The sequence below is a fragment of the Brevibacillus sp. RS1.1 genome (assembly GCF_013284365.1).
Taxonomy (GTDB): Bacteria; Bacillota; Bacilli; order Brevibacillales; family Brevibacillaceae; genus Brevibacillus; species Brevibacillus brevis_D.
This window is the reverse complement of record NZ_JABSVA010000006.1, coordinates 131,735-146,505: the sequence shown is the minus strand read 5'-3', so window position 1 is coordinate 146,505 and position 14,771 is coordinate 131,735. Positions and strand designations below refer to the sequence as shown.

General features: G+C 47.3%; 17 protein-coding genes. 3 read left to right on the top strand and 14 right to left on the bottom strand.

Features of this window, described 5'->3' with window-relative positions; genetic code table 11:
• Positions 1 to 85: 85 nt before the first annotated feature.
• Positions 86 to 1,141: a DUF3048 domain-containing protein gene (locus HP570_RS20125; RefSeq protein WP_173626892.1), complete on the bottom strand. Its 1,056-nt coding sequence runs from the start codon at positions 1,139 to 1,141 to the stop codon at positions 86 to 88.
• A 179-nt stretch (positions 1,142 to 1,320) separates the two neighbouring features.
• On the opposite strand from HP570_RS20125, the gene HP570_RS20120 reads away from it, so the two are divergent.
• From HP570_RS20120 to HP570_RS20110, 3 genes are all read left to right on the top strand, one after another.
• A complete protein-coding gene (locus HP570_RS20120) occupies positions 1,321 to 2,022 on the top strand; it encodes a response regulator transcription factor (RefSeq protein ID WP_172141818.1) in 702 nt (233 codons plus the stop codon).
• Positions 2,019 to 3,434: a HAMP domain-containing sensor histidine kinase gene (locus HP570_RS20115; RefSeq protein ID WP_012684408.1), complete on the top strand. Its 1,416-nt coding sequence runs from the start codon at positions 2,019 to 2,021 to the stop codon at positions 3,432 to 3,434. The genes HP570_RS20120 and HP570_RS20115 overlap by 4 nt, the downstream gene beginning before the upstream one ends.
• Before the next feature lie 227 nt (positions 3,435 to 3,661).
• Positions 3,662 to 5,161 carry an IMP dehydrogenase gene (locus tag HP570_RS20110; protein ID WP_012684407.1) on the top strand — a complete coding sequence of 500 codons (1,500 nt, stop codon included), beginning with the start codon at positions 3,662 to 3,664 and terminating at the stop codon, positions 5,159 to 5,161.
• A gap of 46 nt (positions 5,162 to 5,207) precedes the next feature.
• Here HP570_RS20110 and HP570_RS20105 read toward each other — a convergent pair whose 3' ends face one another.
• From HP570_RS20105 to HP570_RS20045, 13 genes are all read right to left on the bottom strand, one after another.
• Positions 5,208 to 6,299 (bottom strand): GerAB/ArcD/ProY family transporter, encoded by a 1,092-nt coding sequence (locus tag HP570_RS20105; RefSeq protein WP_173626891.1) that lies wholly within the window; start codon positions 6,297 to 6,299, stop codon positions 5,208 to 5,210.
• Positions 6,300 to 6,336: 37 nt separating this feature from the next.
• Complete coding sequence (locus tag HP570_RS20100) at positions 6,337 to 6,570, bottom strand: hypothetical protein (protein WP_016741232.1); 234 nt, start codon at positions 6,568 to 6,570, stop codon at positions 6,337 to 6,339.
• Positions 6,571 to 6,640: 70 nt separating this feature from the next.
• Positions 6,641 to 7,843 carry a Ger(x)C family spore germination protein gene (locus HP570_RS20095; RefSeq protein ID WP_173626890.1) on the bottom strand — a complete coding sequence of 401 codons (1,203 nt, stop codon included), beginning with the start codon at positions 7,841 to 7,843 and terminating at the stop codon, positions 6,641 to 6,643.
• Between the two features lie 52 nt (positions 7,844 to 7,895).
• On the bottom strand, positions 7,896 to 9,407 hold the full coding sequence (locus HP570_RS20090; RefSeq protein WP_012684403.1) for a spore germination protein: 1,512 nt from the start codon (positions 9,405 to 9,407) through the stop codon (positions 7,896 to 7,898).
• 125 nt (positions 9,408 to 9,532) lie between these two features.
• The gene (locus HP570_RS20085) at positions 9,533 to 10,507 is read right to left on the bottom strand and encodes an aldo/keto reductase (RefSeq protein ID WP_173626889.1); all 975 of its coding nucleotides are present in this window, start codon (positions 10,505 to 10,507) and stop codon (positions 9,533 to 9,535) included.
• A gap of 75 nt (positions 10,508 to 10,582) precedes the next feature.
• The gene (locus tag HP570_RS20080) at positions 10,583 to 11,389 is read right to left on the bottom strand and encodes a sigma-70 family RNA polymerase sigma factor (RefSeq protein ID WP_173626888.1); all 807 of its coding nucleotides are present in this window, start codon (positions 11,387 to 11,389) and stop codon (positions 10,583 to 10,585) included.
• A 22-nt stretch (positions 11,390 to 11,411) separates the two neighbouring features.
• On the bottom strand, positions 11,412 to 11,993 hold the full coding sequence (locus HP570_RS20075; RefSeq protein ID WP_173626887.1) for a lytic transglycosylase domain-containing protein: 582 nt from the start codon (positions 11,991 to 11,993) through the stop codon (positions 11,412 to 11,414).
• Positions 11,987 to 12,562: a dTMP kinase gene (locus HP570_RS20070; RefSeq protein ID WP_173626886.1), complete on the bottom strand. Its 576-nt coding sequence runs from the start codon at positions 12,560 to 12,562 to the stop codon at positions 11,987 to 11,989. The genes HP570_RS20075 and HP570_RS20070 overlap by 7 nt, the downstream gene beginning before the upstream one ends.
• Before the next feature lie 4 nt (positions 12,563 to 12,566).
• Positions 12,567 to 12,986, bottom strand: coding sequence for a hypothetical protein (locus tag HP570_RS20065; RefSeq protein ID WP_173626885.1), 420 nt, complete (start codon positions 12,984 to 12,986; stop codon positions 12,567 to 12,569).
• Positions 12,987 to 13,023: 37 nt separating this feature from the next.
• Positions 13,024 to 13,578: a sigma-70 family RNA polymerase sigma factor gene (locus HP570_RS20060; RefSeq protein WP_012684397.1), complete on the bottom strand. Its 555-nt coding sequence runs from the start codon at positions 13,576 to 13,578 to the stop codon at positions 13,024 to 13,026.
• Positions 13,579 to 13,896: 318 nt separating this feature from the next.
• Positions 13,897 to 14,064, bottom strand: coding sequence for a hypothetical protein (locus HP570_RS20055; protein WP_012684395.1), 168 nt, complete (start codon positions 14,062 to 14,064; stop codon positions 13,897 to 13,899).
• Positions 14,065 to 14,154: 90 nt separating this feature from the next.
• Entirely contained in the window at positions 14,155 to 14,415 is a 261-nt protein-coding gene (locus HP570_RS20050) for a hypothetical protein (RefSeq protein ID WP_173626884.1), read from the bottom strand.
• Positions 14,416 to 14,509: 94 nt separating this feature from the next.
• Positions 14,510 to 14,764 (bottom strand): hypothetical protein, encoded by a 255-nt coding sequence (locus tag HP570_RS20045; protein ID WP_173626883.1) that lies wholly within the window; start codon positions 14,762 to 14,764, stop codon positions 14,510 to 14,512.
• Positions 14,765 to 14,771: the final 7 nt, after the last annotated feature.

The following is a 14,771-nucleotide window of genomic DNA, read 5'->3' as shown; positions in this document are numbered from 1 at the left end:
GCGATTTCTCACTGTACAATTTTTAAGCACTAAAGCTTCACCAATTATCTTAGAAGAAACCGCCTTCATCCGCAACCCCTAATCCTTACTGGAACTTGAGGGACTTCGACAGACCCGGTGAGTTCGGCAATATAGAAATCCAGGTATTTCCAGGTAAAAGTGGTGCTTCTTGCGTCAAAGCCGCGTCCTCATAGGCACGGATGACACCATTGCTGCGCTTCCATTTGATCTTGCGAGCTTTTCCTTGCTGGAACAAATAACCGTCCCCCGGACCGATTACATCGACCGATAGACGCCCTTCTTTATCCAGCACGCGGTGTTTGGCAGAGATGACCAATAGATTGGTCGTGGACAACTGTTTCTTGTCGCTCAAGTCCAAATGTGGCTTGCCTGCCGTAAAGCGCATGTATTTCTTTTGCTCGGCATCATATGTAAAAGCCGCTTTATTCAATGAGTGGAACGTCAAATCTACCTGTGTAGCAGGCTCGCCTTCCTTGATCTCGGTATCCTCCGGCAGGAACGTGAAGCGAGGCACCTCTGCCGTTTGACGCATCCCTTTATCCTGCATCGCTTTTTCCAAAAGCTCTGGCTTGGTGTACAGGTTATGTGGCATTTTGCGGAATTTTTCCCGCCAAAAGTATTTACCGTTCGGGATTTCATCCAGATGACTGAGGTCTTTTCGCGCCAAGGTTTCCAGCGCATCCGGACTGCCTCCCGCGTGGACGAGGACTGCATCGAAACCAGTCCCGATCTGGATAAAATAAGGGCGGATACTGCGGACAGGTCCAATTACTTCCGGCTTTTGGCTTTGGAATATCGCCAGAAAACGGGTCATTTCCCCTTCTGACAATACCTCATAAATCATGTCCGCTTTGTTGATGCCTGTTTGTGGCCGTGCTGGCGGAGCGTTGTTGATCATCACCATGATCGGGCGTTTGCTCCCCAGGTTTTCTTGACTTCCAATTCCTGTCATCGGCGCCTTATACGCATATTCGATGGGCTGATTCGTTTCCGGTGGCGTTTGCACAAGCGGATCAGGTAACTGCGGACTAGGTTGGGTGTCCACTGGCTTTTGACCGCAAGCCGTCGTTAAGAGCATGAAGGCTAGTACCATGAGAGACGATTTGACTGTTCGTTTCATATGAATCGCTCCTTTCCATCTCTCGTTGTCTTTTTTTCCCTGTTTCTTTTTCCAGAAGGATACAGGGGAATCCTGCTTCCACACGTTTTCCACGATTCTCATACGTCCGTACCACACATCTGGTTTTGGGCTATGCTACAATACGGATATAAAACAGATGCAAAGCGAGGCCGAAATCTATGAATACCCCCTACCTCGTCTATCTGGTGGACGATGAAACGAACCTGTTGGACTTGCTGCAATCCTATTTGCAAAATGCCGGATTGCAAGTGAAAGCGTTTTCTAGCGGCAAGGACGTCTTGCCGTTACTTGATGAAGAAACACAACCACATTTGTGGATTTTGGACATCATGATGCCCGACATCGACGGCTATGAGCTCTTGCGTCTTATCCGCGAAAAGTCGAATGTCCCCATCATCTTCATCTCCGCTCGCGATCAGGATGTCGATAAAATCATCGGACTGGAACTAGGCAGCGACGACTACTTGGCGAAGCCATTTCTCCCTCGGGAACTGGTCATCCGTGCGAAAAAGCTGCTCCAGCGCACCTATGAGAAGCCTGGTGCCGCTGCTTCCTCTACCCAGACTTTCCAAGATTGGGTAACGATCGATCCTTATATCATCTCAGAAAAAGGCAGACAAGTAAAAGAAGGCGACGAGCTTATTGATTTAACCACCAAAGAATTCGAGCTCATTATCTACCTTTTGCACAATCAAGGTCTGGCCTTGAATCGTGAGCAGATTCTAACCTCCATCTGGGGGGAAGACTACATCGGCTCAGATAGAGCTGTCGATGACTTGGTGAAGCGCATCCGCAAAAAAATGCCTAAGTTTCCATTGGAGACGGTCTATGGCTTCGGCTACCGAATGACGCGTATATGAGCAAATTCCGGCTGAAAAACCTGCCGATTTCCAGGCAAATCCTCATTTTGTTCATGATCCTGACAAGCGTCCTCGGGGTTGGCCTTGGCATCGGGTATCCACTGGCTGTCAAACAGTATCTGGTATCCAACACTTACTCGCTCTTGGAAGAAGAGTTTTACACATTATCTCAGCATATCTCCTTCAATGAGCATAATGAGCTCCTGCCTGTACCGGCTGCTGCCCCATACTTTTTACAGCTCTTGCTCCAACGCTATGAGTACTCCTTTGATATGATTGTCTATGCCGAGAACGGTCAAGAGCTGGGCAGCCGAAGCAATAGCAACGGCCGCATACCGTATGAGGATTCCAAGGAGCTGTTCCTAAAAGCAGCCACATACCCAAGTCAAAAGCTGCAGCATGGTTCGCTGGACCGTGGAGACGAGAGCTATTTGTTCGTCAGCAAAAAAATGGACTACCACGGCTTCCCTTACTACATGGTGCTGTTCTCCAAGGAACAGGAGCTAAACCAGATCAATTCGATTTTGACTCGTCAGTTTTTGCTCGTTTTTGGTCTGCTGCTGCTGGTAAGCTGGCTTTTGGCCGTGTGGTTTAGCGGGTATTTGAGCAGACCGCTACGCACACTTGAAGAGCTGTGCAAAAAGATCGCTCGTCGTCAGTTCGATATCCCGCTAGCGATGGATCGCGGGGATGAGATCGGACAGCTCGCCCGCTCATTCGATATGATGAAAAACCAACTGAAGGAATACGACGAGTCGCAGCAGCATTTTGTCCAAAATATTTCCCATGAGCTCAAAACACCGATCATGGCGATTCAAGGATACACGCAAGGACTCATAGAAGGCGTCTTCCAGGGCCCTCAGGCTGAAAAAGGGCTTTCCATCATCATGGAGGAGAGCAAGCGTCTCGAAAAGGTTGTCGGGCAGCTCTTGTATATCACGAAGATCGAGTCTGTCTCGCAAATGATGCAAGTCGACCGTGTCGACCTATCAGAGATGATGCACCTGTTAAAACAGCGGCTCTCCGTGCTCAATCCGCAAATCGAGTGGGAGTTAAATCTGGCAGACGACCTGATCGTGGAGGGAGACGGCGAGCAATTGAGCACTGCATTCGTCAATATCATGGAGAATCAACTGCGCTACGCCAACAGCCGACTTACGATCTCAGGGAGACAAGCGGGCAAAAGCGTCGTCGTCACGATTTCCAATGATGGTCCCCCCATTGAGGAAGCGCTGCTGCCGCATTTGTTCCAGCGTTTCCGCAAAGGAAAGTCGGGCAAGCATGGGCTCGGACTCGCGATTGCCCGCGCCGTCTTGGAAGCACATAAAGGGACGATCGATGCCCGCAACGATGCAGATGGACCTTGTTTTACGATGATCGTACCCATTGAATTCAAAGGCCGATTAAGTTGATAGAGGGGACACTTGTCCTCTCTGTTTCTATTCTAAAGGAGAAAGATACCGTGACAAATCCGAGCTTCTCATACACACGTGTTCATGACCTGTTCGCAATTTCAGGAAAGAAATCACTCCTTCTAACGATTCCCTATTGACGTTGTCGTACTTCACGGTTAACATGGTAAAAATTTCTCTATTAAAGAAGCAGTTCAAAAATCAATTTCACCTAGGAGGAGAGAATCGTGGCTTTTTATTACACAGAACCATCTCGGACGTTTAATGAGTTTTTGCTGTTGCCAAATCTCACCACAAAAGAATGCACACCGAACAATGTGGACTTATCCACTCCGATTACCAAGTATAAAAAAGGTGAAAAGCCTGCCATCTCACTAAACATACCGTTCTCATCCGCAGTCATGCAAGCAGTTTCCGACCATCATATGGCGGTCGCATTGGCTAGATGTGGCGGTATTTCGTTTATTTTTGGCTCCCAGTCCATCGAGAGCCAAGCAACCATGGTTCGCAAAGCAAAAGGCTACAAGGCTGGTTTCGTCGTGAGCCGTTCCAATCTGACGCCAAGCCATACGCTGAAAGACATTTTGGAATTGAAAGAGGCGACAGGCCACTCCACCGTTGCCATTACGGAAGATGGTACGGCAAAAGGCAAGTTGCTCGGAATCGTAACCGGTCGCGATTATCGCATCAGCCGTGACTCTCAAGACAAGCTCGTCAGCGACATCATGACACCATTCTCGAAGCTGATCTATGGCAAATCCGGCATCACGCTCTCCGAAGCCAACGACCTGATCTGGGAGCACAAGCTCAACTGCTTGCCAATCGTAGATGAAAATCAAAATCTCGACTTCCTCGTTTTCCGCAAGGACTACGATTCCCGCAAAAACAATCCGCTGTCCCTTTTGGACGCGAACAAGAGCTATATTGTAGGTGCCGGTATCAATACAAAGGACTACAAGGAGCGCGTTCCTGCGTTAGTGGAAGCAGGCGTTGATATCCTGGTCATCGACTCCTCCGATGGCTTCAGCGAATGGCAGCGCGAGACGGTTCAATTTGTAAAAGAAAACTTCAACGTTCCGATCGGTGCAGGTAACGTCGTCGATAAGGAAGGCTTCCGCTATCTCGTGGAATCGGGCGCAGATTTCATTAAAGTAGGGATCGGCGGCGGTTCCATCTGCATCACCCGTGAGCAAAAAGGAATCGGACGCGGTCAAGCCTCTTCCCTCATTGAAGTGGCAGCAGCTCGCGACGAGTACTTCAAGGAAACTGGCATTTACGTTCCGCTCTGCTCCGACGGCGGAATCGTACACGACTACCACGTGACACTGGCTTTGGCTATGGGTGCAGACTTTGTCATGCTGGGACGTTACTTCGCTCGCTTCGACGAAAGCCCGACCAAAAAAGTGAAGATCGGCAACAACTTCGTGAAAGAATACTGGGGAGAAGGCTCCAACCGCGCTCGCAACTGGCAACGCTATGACACTGGCGGCAAAAGCAGTCTCGTCTTTGAAGAAGGCGTAGACTCCTACGTACCATACGCAGGAAGCCTGCGCGAGAACATAGACCGTACCTTGAGCAAAATCAAATCGACCATGTGCAATTGCGGGTCGCTCTCCATCTCAGAGCTTCAGCAAAAAGCGCGAATCACCGTCATCTCTGCTACCAGCTTGGTAGAAGGCGGCGCACATGACGTTATCTTGAAAGAAAGCAGCATGGCTGCTGAGTAAGACAATCGGCGCGTAATCACAAAAAACCAGTCTGCAGCTCACAGTGCTAGCAGACTGGTTTTTTTCTTAAGGCCCCCACACTCAGCAAGAGAACGGGCAAGAACAAACCGTACGTCAAGGAATAAGGCATCCAAATTTCTGAAACGAAAGTATCAAAATAAGAGCGGTTAGGCATCGTCGCCAATGCCACCACAATCATGATCATTCCCAGTGGCAGTGTCAATTGGCGGTAATCTCGCAACCCCATTGTATACGCGATTCCACAGCTCGTCGCATAATAGCAAATGGTAATTTTAACAAAGAGTGTGATAAACCAGATGACGGCCATCAACACTTCTATTCGCTCCAAAAAATTGCCGATACTGATTTTTTGGGCAAGTGTGTAGCTTGGGTAGGCGAGTAATACTGTAATATCGGCGCCTAAAACCAAGATTGCCACAGAAGTAATCATCGTCAGGCAAAAATTCGCGAAAAGAATGCCCCAGATATAAGCTTTGGCAGCACGCGCTGGTCTTTTTACCAAGGGAAACATCACGATCAGAATGACCGTTTCCAGCAAATAACCCACGTATCGGAAGTTCCCCCCGATAACAGGAGCGATTCCATGCGCAACCACAGGCTTCACATTTTCTATTTTGATCTGGGGGGAAATAAATGCGATCAAGACAAAAAAAAGCAACAGAAAATACGGAAACAACAGCTCACCCACTCGAGAAAAGGCTTCTGGTCCACTGCGGACCCCCATAACGATGATCACCAAAAAAAGGACAAGAATAATTTCAATGGGGGTCTCCTGCATAATCTGCGTCGTGACAAAATCGCCAATCTCCATCAGCATGAGCGAAGCGTCGATGAAGAAGTAGGTGATGAACAAAACAGCCACCGCTTTCCCCATCCACTTTCCTAATATTTCCTCGCTGTACTGAAAGATCGACTTGTTCGGATACCGCATACTCAGCGAAACGTACAGGTAAGTTAAAAGAAAGCCTTCCCCCCACCCCATGAAGGCGGAGATCCAGGCGTCCTGTTTGGCAGCGGTAGCAGTAAGGGATGGTACGTACAAAATCGCATCACCAATCCCGAAGAGCGCCACGAGTATCATGAATTGCCTTGCGCTAATATGACCGTTGTCTATCAATTCCTCTCGCTCCCCCGCCTCGCTGCTGGCTACTGCTTCATTCCACAGTTCCCAAAATGAAGTCGCTGAATGGTTTATAGACAAATGTGATCCAGTCCAACGGGTTGGGAATATTCACCTTAAGCGATTCGGCTATCCCAAGTCCCGTCCCAACTACAAGCAAAATGAAGAAAACCAGCATTTCCTTTTTCATCGCGTTCCTTCTCAAATAAGGCACCTCAAAGAGGGCAATGAGTAGACTGATCAGCAAAATTAATATGATGGTCCACATGCTGTGCAGTGCACCTACTTTTTTTTGCAGGATTACCTTTACCATTTCCATGGATGGAAAAAGTTATGCTCTACTCCTTTTTCATGAAAGGAATAAACGAATTGCCCACTTTTCCTGTTCGCCTGATCTTCACGTCTGTTTTGATTTTCACTTTCAGGTTGGGGAATTGAGAATCCCAATTCTCTTTCACCTTTTCCCACCCTTTGGGGTCATTTTTGTAGATCGACTGGCCAAATCCAAAAACATCCGATCGGTATTGCTTTTGCGCTTTATGGATGGCGCTTACGATTTTTCCTCGGATCTGCTTTTCTACGTCAGCTTCCAATTTGTAGATCGTTTTGGGATCGGACAAATCGTTGCTGCATGCTACCTCGCCCACATTGCCTTCTGCGAAAATGCTCACTTCCACTTGTGGTTTGCCTTTTTCCACCTTGCCATTGACAGTTGTTTTGCTTCGGATGATCTCAATGACAATTTTATTGTTTTTATCACAAGGAATTTCTTCTACTGTACTGTCCACCCTGTCTGTGATGTAGCTGAATCCGATGCTTTCCTCTTCGTTAAACCACCCACGTAGCTTGTCTCCTTTGAAGACACCGATTTCGTGGTACCTCAACAGCGATGACTGGCTTTCCTTTTGGGAATTGCCCCCAGAAGTCCCCATATGTACCTTCCCTTTCGAATTAACGCCTACCAACACTGGCTCGATCCCGTCCCGTAGCAAATCCGCAATAAATTCATCCAATTGAATGGAGACAATCGATCCCCAGGCACTCTCTGCTGTTTCCAAGCTTTTATAGAGCTTCGTCGCCGGGATTTTTTCCAGTGGATCGATCATGCTGAGAATTTGTAGTGCTGTCGCGTCCTTGGCTAGAATGACATAAAAATCAGGCCGGACCTCATGATCGCGAAATAACAAATCCAGCACTTCCTTTGCCCCTTCTTTTGCTATCTGTTCCCCCAAAACCAGCACCTGGATATGGGAAAAGTAAAGCCTTCTCGGGGTTACCGTTGTCATTTTCCGGATTCCCTCAAAAATGCTGGATGCCCGCATGCTGTAAGTCGCAACAGATGATTGGTTCATCCCCCCGCCCTCCTTTGACGCTACCCCTCCCGGATTGACGATTTGGGTGGATATCACGTACTCTCCGTCAATCTTGTCGATACCTGTTCCCATGACGATCGCCAAATCATTCAATTCTCTACGGTTCCAGCAGCCTGTCAACAAAACAAGAAGAGCCAGGGTCAGTAGGAACACCCCTTTTCGTTTCATGCCGTCTCCACCTCGGTTCATCATTTTTCATCACCTCGGCACGATACTTGCGCTATATTTTACTTTTTCGTTCTCTGACGCTGTTTTTCTGGCGCAAAAAATGGGGACGCGTATGCATCATCCAGATGGGAATCCGAAGCAGCGTATCCTTTTGATCGGCCAGATTCACAGGGGCCAGCGGAGCCATATACGGGACACCAAATGAGCGCAAGGTGCATAGGTGAATGCACAAGGCGATCATCCCCACAAATATGCCGATAAAACCAAAGCTGGCGGCAAGTGCTATCAAGCCAAACCGCAACAGTCGAATTGGAATGGACATGGAAAAGGAAGGGAAGACAAAGCTGGTGATTGCCGTAATGGAAACGACGATGACTGTAGCGGGTGAAACCAATCCTGCCTGCACAGCCGCTTCCCCCAGCACAAGTGCTCCCACGATGGATATTGCTGATCCAACCGCCCTCGGCATGCGCACTCCTGCCTCTCGCAGCATTTCAAAGGTAAACTCCATCAACAGCGCCTCGACAGCAGCAGGGAATGGCACTCCTTCACGCTGGGCTGCTATGCTCATGAGCAGGTTCGTTTGCAACATTTCCTGATGAAAGGTGGTAATAGCAACATAAATGGATGGACCAAGCAACGCGATAAAAAAAGAAATAAACCGCAAAATACGCAGGATCCCAAAATCTGCACGCATGTAATAGTCCTCTGGAGACTGGAAGAATTGGACAAAGACGGCTGGTACCAACAAAACAATCGGTGTACCGTCCACCAGAATGGCGACGCGCCCTTCCAGCAGCCCGGCTGCCACCGAGTCTGGACGCTCTGTATTGTAGATGGTCGGAAACGGCGTGAAGGTATGGTCCTGAATCATTTCTTCAATGTTCCCGCTCTCCAAAATTCCGTCGATCTCAATCTTTCCCAGCCGCTCTTTTACTTCTGCCACTACGCTGTCCTGCACGACTCCTTTTATATACATCATGGCGACTTTGGTCTGTGTCATGTCCCCGATCTGCACGGTCTCCAACCAAAGATTGCGATTATTGATCCGCCTGCGCACCAAAGCCGTATTGGTTCGGAGGTTTTCCGAAAACGCTTCTCTGGAACCCCGAACCACCGTTTGCACGGAAGTCTCCTGAACACCACGATCTTCCCACTGCTTCGTATTTGCGATAAATCCGTTGGAATATCCATCTACCAAAATAACGGTATCCCCCGTCAATAGCGCATCATACAAATGGTCAAAGTCATAGACCTCTTCCACTCCACCGATCGTCAGCAGGAAATCCTTCATTAGTATCAATGATCTTTCTTCGCACTCGGCTTCCGCCGGGATGTGCGCTTTTTTTGCATGGAGCATCAGAGACTCCATGAGGCTGCTAATCATATTTTTATCGACCAGACCCTCGGTGTACAAAATCCCTACCACAATCTGATCAACTGCTTCCAGACGTACTTGCCTCGTCACGAGATCCGTGCTGTTACCCAGCTCTTTTTTCACCTTTTCCAGATTTTCGTCCAACGAGCAATGAAAAGGCGCGGATTGTTTTTTTGTATCCATCATTTCGAATCACTCTTTTTCCAGTTCGGGATATGTTTACTATCCCTCATGGCTGTGGGGTCTATGCTGAACGCAAAAAAGCCCCCTGTTCAAGGAGGCTGTGGGACTGAACATGTTAGTCATCATTGTTATGGCAAACGATATACGGCAAATGGTTCCCCATTTCGATACGTATCGCTCAATCGGTCTAGCTCTGCCAAGGTCGCTTCATCCAACGCCAACGCGGTACTTTGCAAATTATCCGTAAGCTGCCCTACACTGGTCGCACCCACGATCACCGAAGAGACAGCCGGCTTGTGCATAAGCCAAGCCAGAGACAGCACACTGGAGGATACACCTAGCTCCGCCGCTATCCGACTAATTTTACGTCCAAACTCCAGCTTGTCTTCACTTAACAGCCGGACGAAACGCGGCTCCTTGTCCGCCCGCGAACCAGCCGGAGCCTGTTCTGCGGAGGTATATTTGCCTGTCAAAATTCCGCCAGCAAGCGGGAAGTACGGAATGATTCCCACCCCCTGATCAAGACAAAGCGGTACGAGTTCACGCTCCGGTGTCCGATCTGCCAATGAGTAGCTCACCTGCGTCGATATGTATCGATTCAGCCCTTCCCGCTGACTGATGCCAATTGCCTTCATCAATTCCCAGGCCGCATAGTTGGAAGCCCCGATGTAACGCACTTTCCCGGATCGAACCATGTCATCTAGTGCGCGGAGTGTTTCCTCCAAAGGCGTCTCTGGATCAAACGTATGAATTTGATATAAGTCCACATAGTCGGTGCGCAAACGCTTCAAGCTGTTCTCCAGCTCCAGCATCAGGTGGTATCGCGATGAGCCTCTCTGATTTGGTCCTTCGCCTTTTACCAAACCAGCCTTCGTCGCCAAAACGACCTCGTGCCGCTTCCCTTCAAGAGCCAGCCCAATGATTCGCTCCGATTCTGTTTGCGTGTAAATATTTGCCGTATCAATAAAGGTTATCCCGTTTTCGATTGCGGTATGAATGATGTTTACAGACGTTTGCTCATCCGCACGCCCTCCGAATGAGTTCGTACCTAATCCCAATGCCGATACCTTCAATCCACTGCCACCGAGTCGGTAGTATTTCATATTGTGATCGACCTCTTTTCATAATAGGAGTGCTCCTCTATTATCTCCTATTTGGGTGGGGATTGAAAAATAAGATTAGGAAAGTTTATTTTTCGAAATATTCTGTATTTTTTTCATAGTTCTTGATACACACATTTGGGATACATTTAAAAATTCTGCTGTTTGTGTCTGATTGTAGCCTGCCATCCTTAGTTGCAGGACTTGCCACTCTTTTAATGAAATTTGATTTTGCAGTTGCGCAAGCAAAGCAGTAACATATAGCTTGTCCAGCACGTACTCTTCCACGTCTCGTCCTTCGTCCTTCAAGACATCCATAGCGGTGGCAGCTTCATGGCTAGAAGCGGATGCCTTCAAAAACGGCTCTTGTAAATACTTCACAGGTCTCCCGACATCAAGCGCTTTTTTGATCTGTTCCACATTTTCACCCAGTAATTGGGACAATTCTTCTATGGTAGGGAGATATCCTAGGTCTGCTTCGATTTTACTGATGTGATGGAGAATCGTTGTTGCCGTTCTAGTCGGCCGTACAATATTTCCGCTATCTCGCAAAAAGCAGTTGATCTCCCTCACAATCGTTATGACTGCAAAGGACGAAAACTTCACGCCTCTTGCTATATCAAAGGCTTTGATTGCCTTGATGATTCCCATTCTCCCCAATTGCAAAATATCCGCTTTTTCCAAACAATATTGCTTCACTAATGTCTCCGGCTTTCCGATATATTTGTGCACAGAATGCCAAATGAGCTCTTCATTTGCGAGTATAACTTCACCAAGATACTCACTGTCTTCCTTGCAGCGACGAATATTCTCCATGTTATACAAGGAGTATTGTTCTTTTTTCTTGCCCAATCTCTGATTTACGAACACAGCATGCTCACTCATAATACCTCCTCCCAGCCTATCTTTATGATCCTCTTAATAAGCCGCTCATTTTTTTGTAGTGGGCCATGACTTTTGTATAGTAGCCATCGTGATAACGATTTCGATCTACATTTCCCTCGCCTTGGTTATAGGCGATGATACTTAAACGAAGGTTTCCATATTTCTTTTGCAAGAGATCTACATACTTGATACCCGTTTGTAGATTGATCACGGGATCAAATAGGTCATCAGGGTGAACTCCCAGCCAGCTTCCTGTACGCGGCATGATTTGTAACAATCCTCTTGCCCCCTTGCCGGAGATCGCGTCGTGCTGAAAACGGCTTTCCTGCCAGATCATCGCCATGATCAAAAGCGGATCTATTTCGTATTGCTCGGATAATCTAAAAATCGTTTCTGTATAAAGCTCGACTGTAGCTTTATCAAGTCTCGGTGCAACCTGTGTGATTACGTTGGAAAGCTCCTTTTTTCTATGCCACTGCCTATCTATGTCCCCGGCCAGCTTCACCACAGGATGAACTTCCGACAGTCCCTTTTCTACGGCTGGCAGTACAGCATTTGCGGGAATGAACACTGCGGCAACAATGCCGATAAGCTTTGTTAGCACGTAACTCGCTTTTTCAGATGTAGCTGATGGACCGCTTGCAGAATGTTTTTCTGCATTCTCTCCACGCCGATTGCCGTATCCAGTGTATGTACCGATCGGCGCGAAGCATGGGCAAGGGAAAGATAGGCTTCCTGCACCTTTAGCAGCATGGCATGATTCGCATCTACTTCGGTTCGCAGAAAAAAGGTTGCATCAGGTCGCTCCGTCAAATCACTCATCGTGGCATACCAGGAAAGGGGAGTATCTTTTATATAGAAGTAGTAGTAATTGGACAGTTCATAATGATCAATGATGATAAAATCAACGTTCTCCTTCGAAAGCCTCGCCATTTCTCGCTGATAGTCCAGAAAGTCCGCTTCAAAAAGCTTTCCTACCGCTTTCTCATCCAGCTCAATTTCGCAGCGAAGCCACATGCCAATGACCGCTCCGATCGGGGTATCTAAACGCGGAAATGATACTCTTTTCACTTTATATCCGAGGCATCTCAAATTTTCTTCCAGCAACGCCGCTTGGGCTTCCTTCGCATTGGCATCAATTCCTTCGAAAGCGACAATCGTGGGCTGTCTCATGGCACTACTCCGTCTCCTCATTTGTCGAGATTTCCTCTGCTGCTTCACGAAGCTTCTTCTCTGCTTCAAGCTCAGCAGCCTGAGTAGCCAGATGATCTGCTAGCATTTGCTCGAATTCTTCCTTTGTAATCTCAAAAATCTCGGAGTCGAGTGGGTTTACCGTGTATCCCATACCGTCGGTCAGTAAAAAGTTTGTGTAGGTCAACGGCTCCTCACGAAACTCCTGCTTTTCGTAATCGAAAGCAATGACTGCTTTTTCAATGCCCGCTACGCAACCGCCGAACCAGATATTTACCTCTTCTTCCCCACCTTCGGCTGTAGGTGTTGTATGCATATTGGTCGGAACGTGTACATATTTTCCAATGACCTGATGGGAGAGCTCCTCAGTTAATTCCTCATTCATCTTTTTCAACAAAACTGCCATACTGGATCATTCCTTTTCATCGATTATTTGTGTATGTCTACAGCTCACCGTACTGCTTCAAAATTGCCTTAATGATTTGACACACTCTTTCCTTGCTGATATTGAATCTCTGGCCAATTTCCTCATGGTAATAGCCTTCGCTTCTCATCTGGAGAATCAGCTTGTCTCGCGTGGACAGCTTCATATACTCCATGATGTCGAGCATCATCTCTACTTCCTCATATCGAAACTCCTCACTCGGAGCGGCAATACGGCTGATCATCGTTTCCTCTTCATTCTCATCTCCGCTAGAGACTAGAACTGCATTACTGTTTGTCAGGTTTTTTTGCGTGCCGGCTTTTCGCAAGCAGTCGCGAATTTTATTCGTAATCACATGATCGACAAAGGTAGTCACTCTGGCTTTTTCCTGATCGTAATCCTTCATCGTGCGATACACCTTTAAGAGAACCTCCTGGACGACATCATCATGAGTCATTCCAGCAAACGTCATCCCTGTCAGCTTGGCTTCACAGTTTTCCTTGGCCTTCTGCAAAAAATCATCGACTTTCCCTGCGAAAAATAACTCGTCCATTTGGTGAAGTTGATCTGTCATGAACTTCATCCCCTCCTCATGCTCCTATTCATAGTTGCTCTATCACACTAGGTAATGGGAGGAGGGTTTTAGCAACCAGCTTTCAAAATTTTTTTTGGACAAGTTTGCAAGGTACCAGCCGTGAATACTTTTCCATTCAAAATCTTCCAGGAAGCACACTGACGCTTGATGTACCATTGGCAATCGCGGCAAATGTCATGAACCACACAACGACAAGTCATGGGCACGACATCCTGTTCCTTTGCTGAAATCAAGGTGTCGTTGACTGTCATTTTCTTTTGGCAGGCTTTTTCATAATCACATCCCTGACAGGCCATGCTACTCACCGATCCTGACGATCCCAATTCCTTTTAGGGACGCAGGATTCACTTGAACATGCTCGCGAAAGAACTCTTCCAAAACGGCTATGGGGGTGTCTTGGGTCGACGTATATTTCATGACCTGGACCTGCTCTCCATCTGCCGAAAAACTAATCTGATAGTACATGGTTTCTCCCCTCCTTTTGCTTCTTGTTGAATCTATACGAAGCGCTTTGGGATGAATTAAGCGGAATTTAAAAACAAAAAAACCAGCCGTTTATTCCAGCTGGTCCTCTACATATAATTCCTCTATCATTTCCTCTGTGATATTCATCTTCCCAAATTCCTGACAAACTTTTTGAAGTCCAAACAGCAAGGAATCATTTTCTGCGAAAACCTCGTTCAGATCCATTCCCAACATGCCAAGAGCGTCACTGAGCTCCTCCCAGCCTTCGCGATCGATATCCTCTCCTAGTAGAAATTCAGCTAATGCAGCAACAATTACGACATACAATACGGCTTTTTTGGAATCTCTCATTCTTATCCCCTCCATTCTTATTCGTTGGAAATAGAATAGACAGTTTGGAATGAGTTATCTCCCTTTCAAAAGAAAAAGCCCGCTGTGGACGGGCTTACTTTACATCTGCAATGATTTTTTGAATCAAACTTTCATCAATCAAATGGCTGGCTACTGTCAATGCCTTTGCCATTCGCTCCTTATCTCCATCAAAAACCTCGTGGATAATGTGACGCACACTTTCTTCATTCAGCATGAAGTTCTTGGCCATCGCCATAATCCCAACAACGGCTTCATGATCTTCGAGCGCCTTCGCAGAAACTTTTTCCTTCGTTTGTTTAATGATGATTTGTATTCCATCACTTCGCAATGTTATG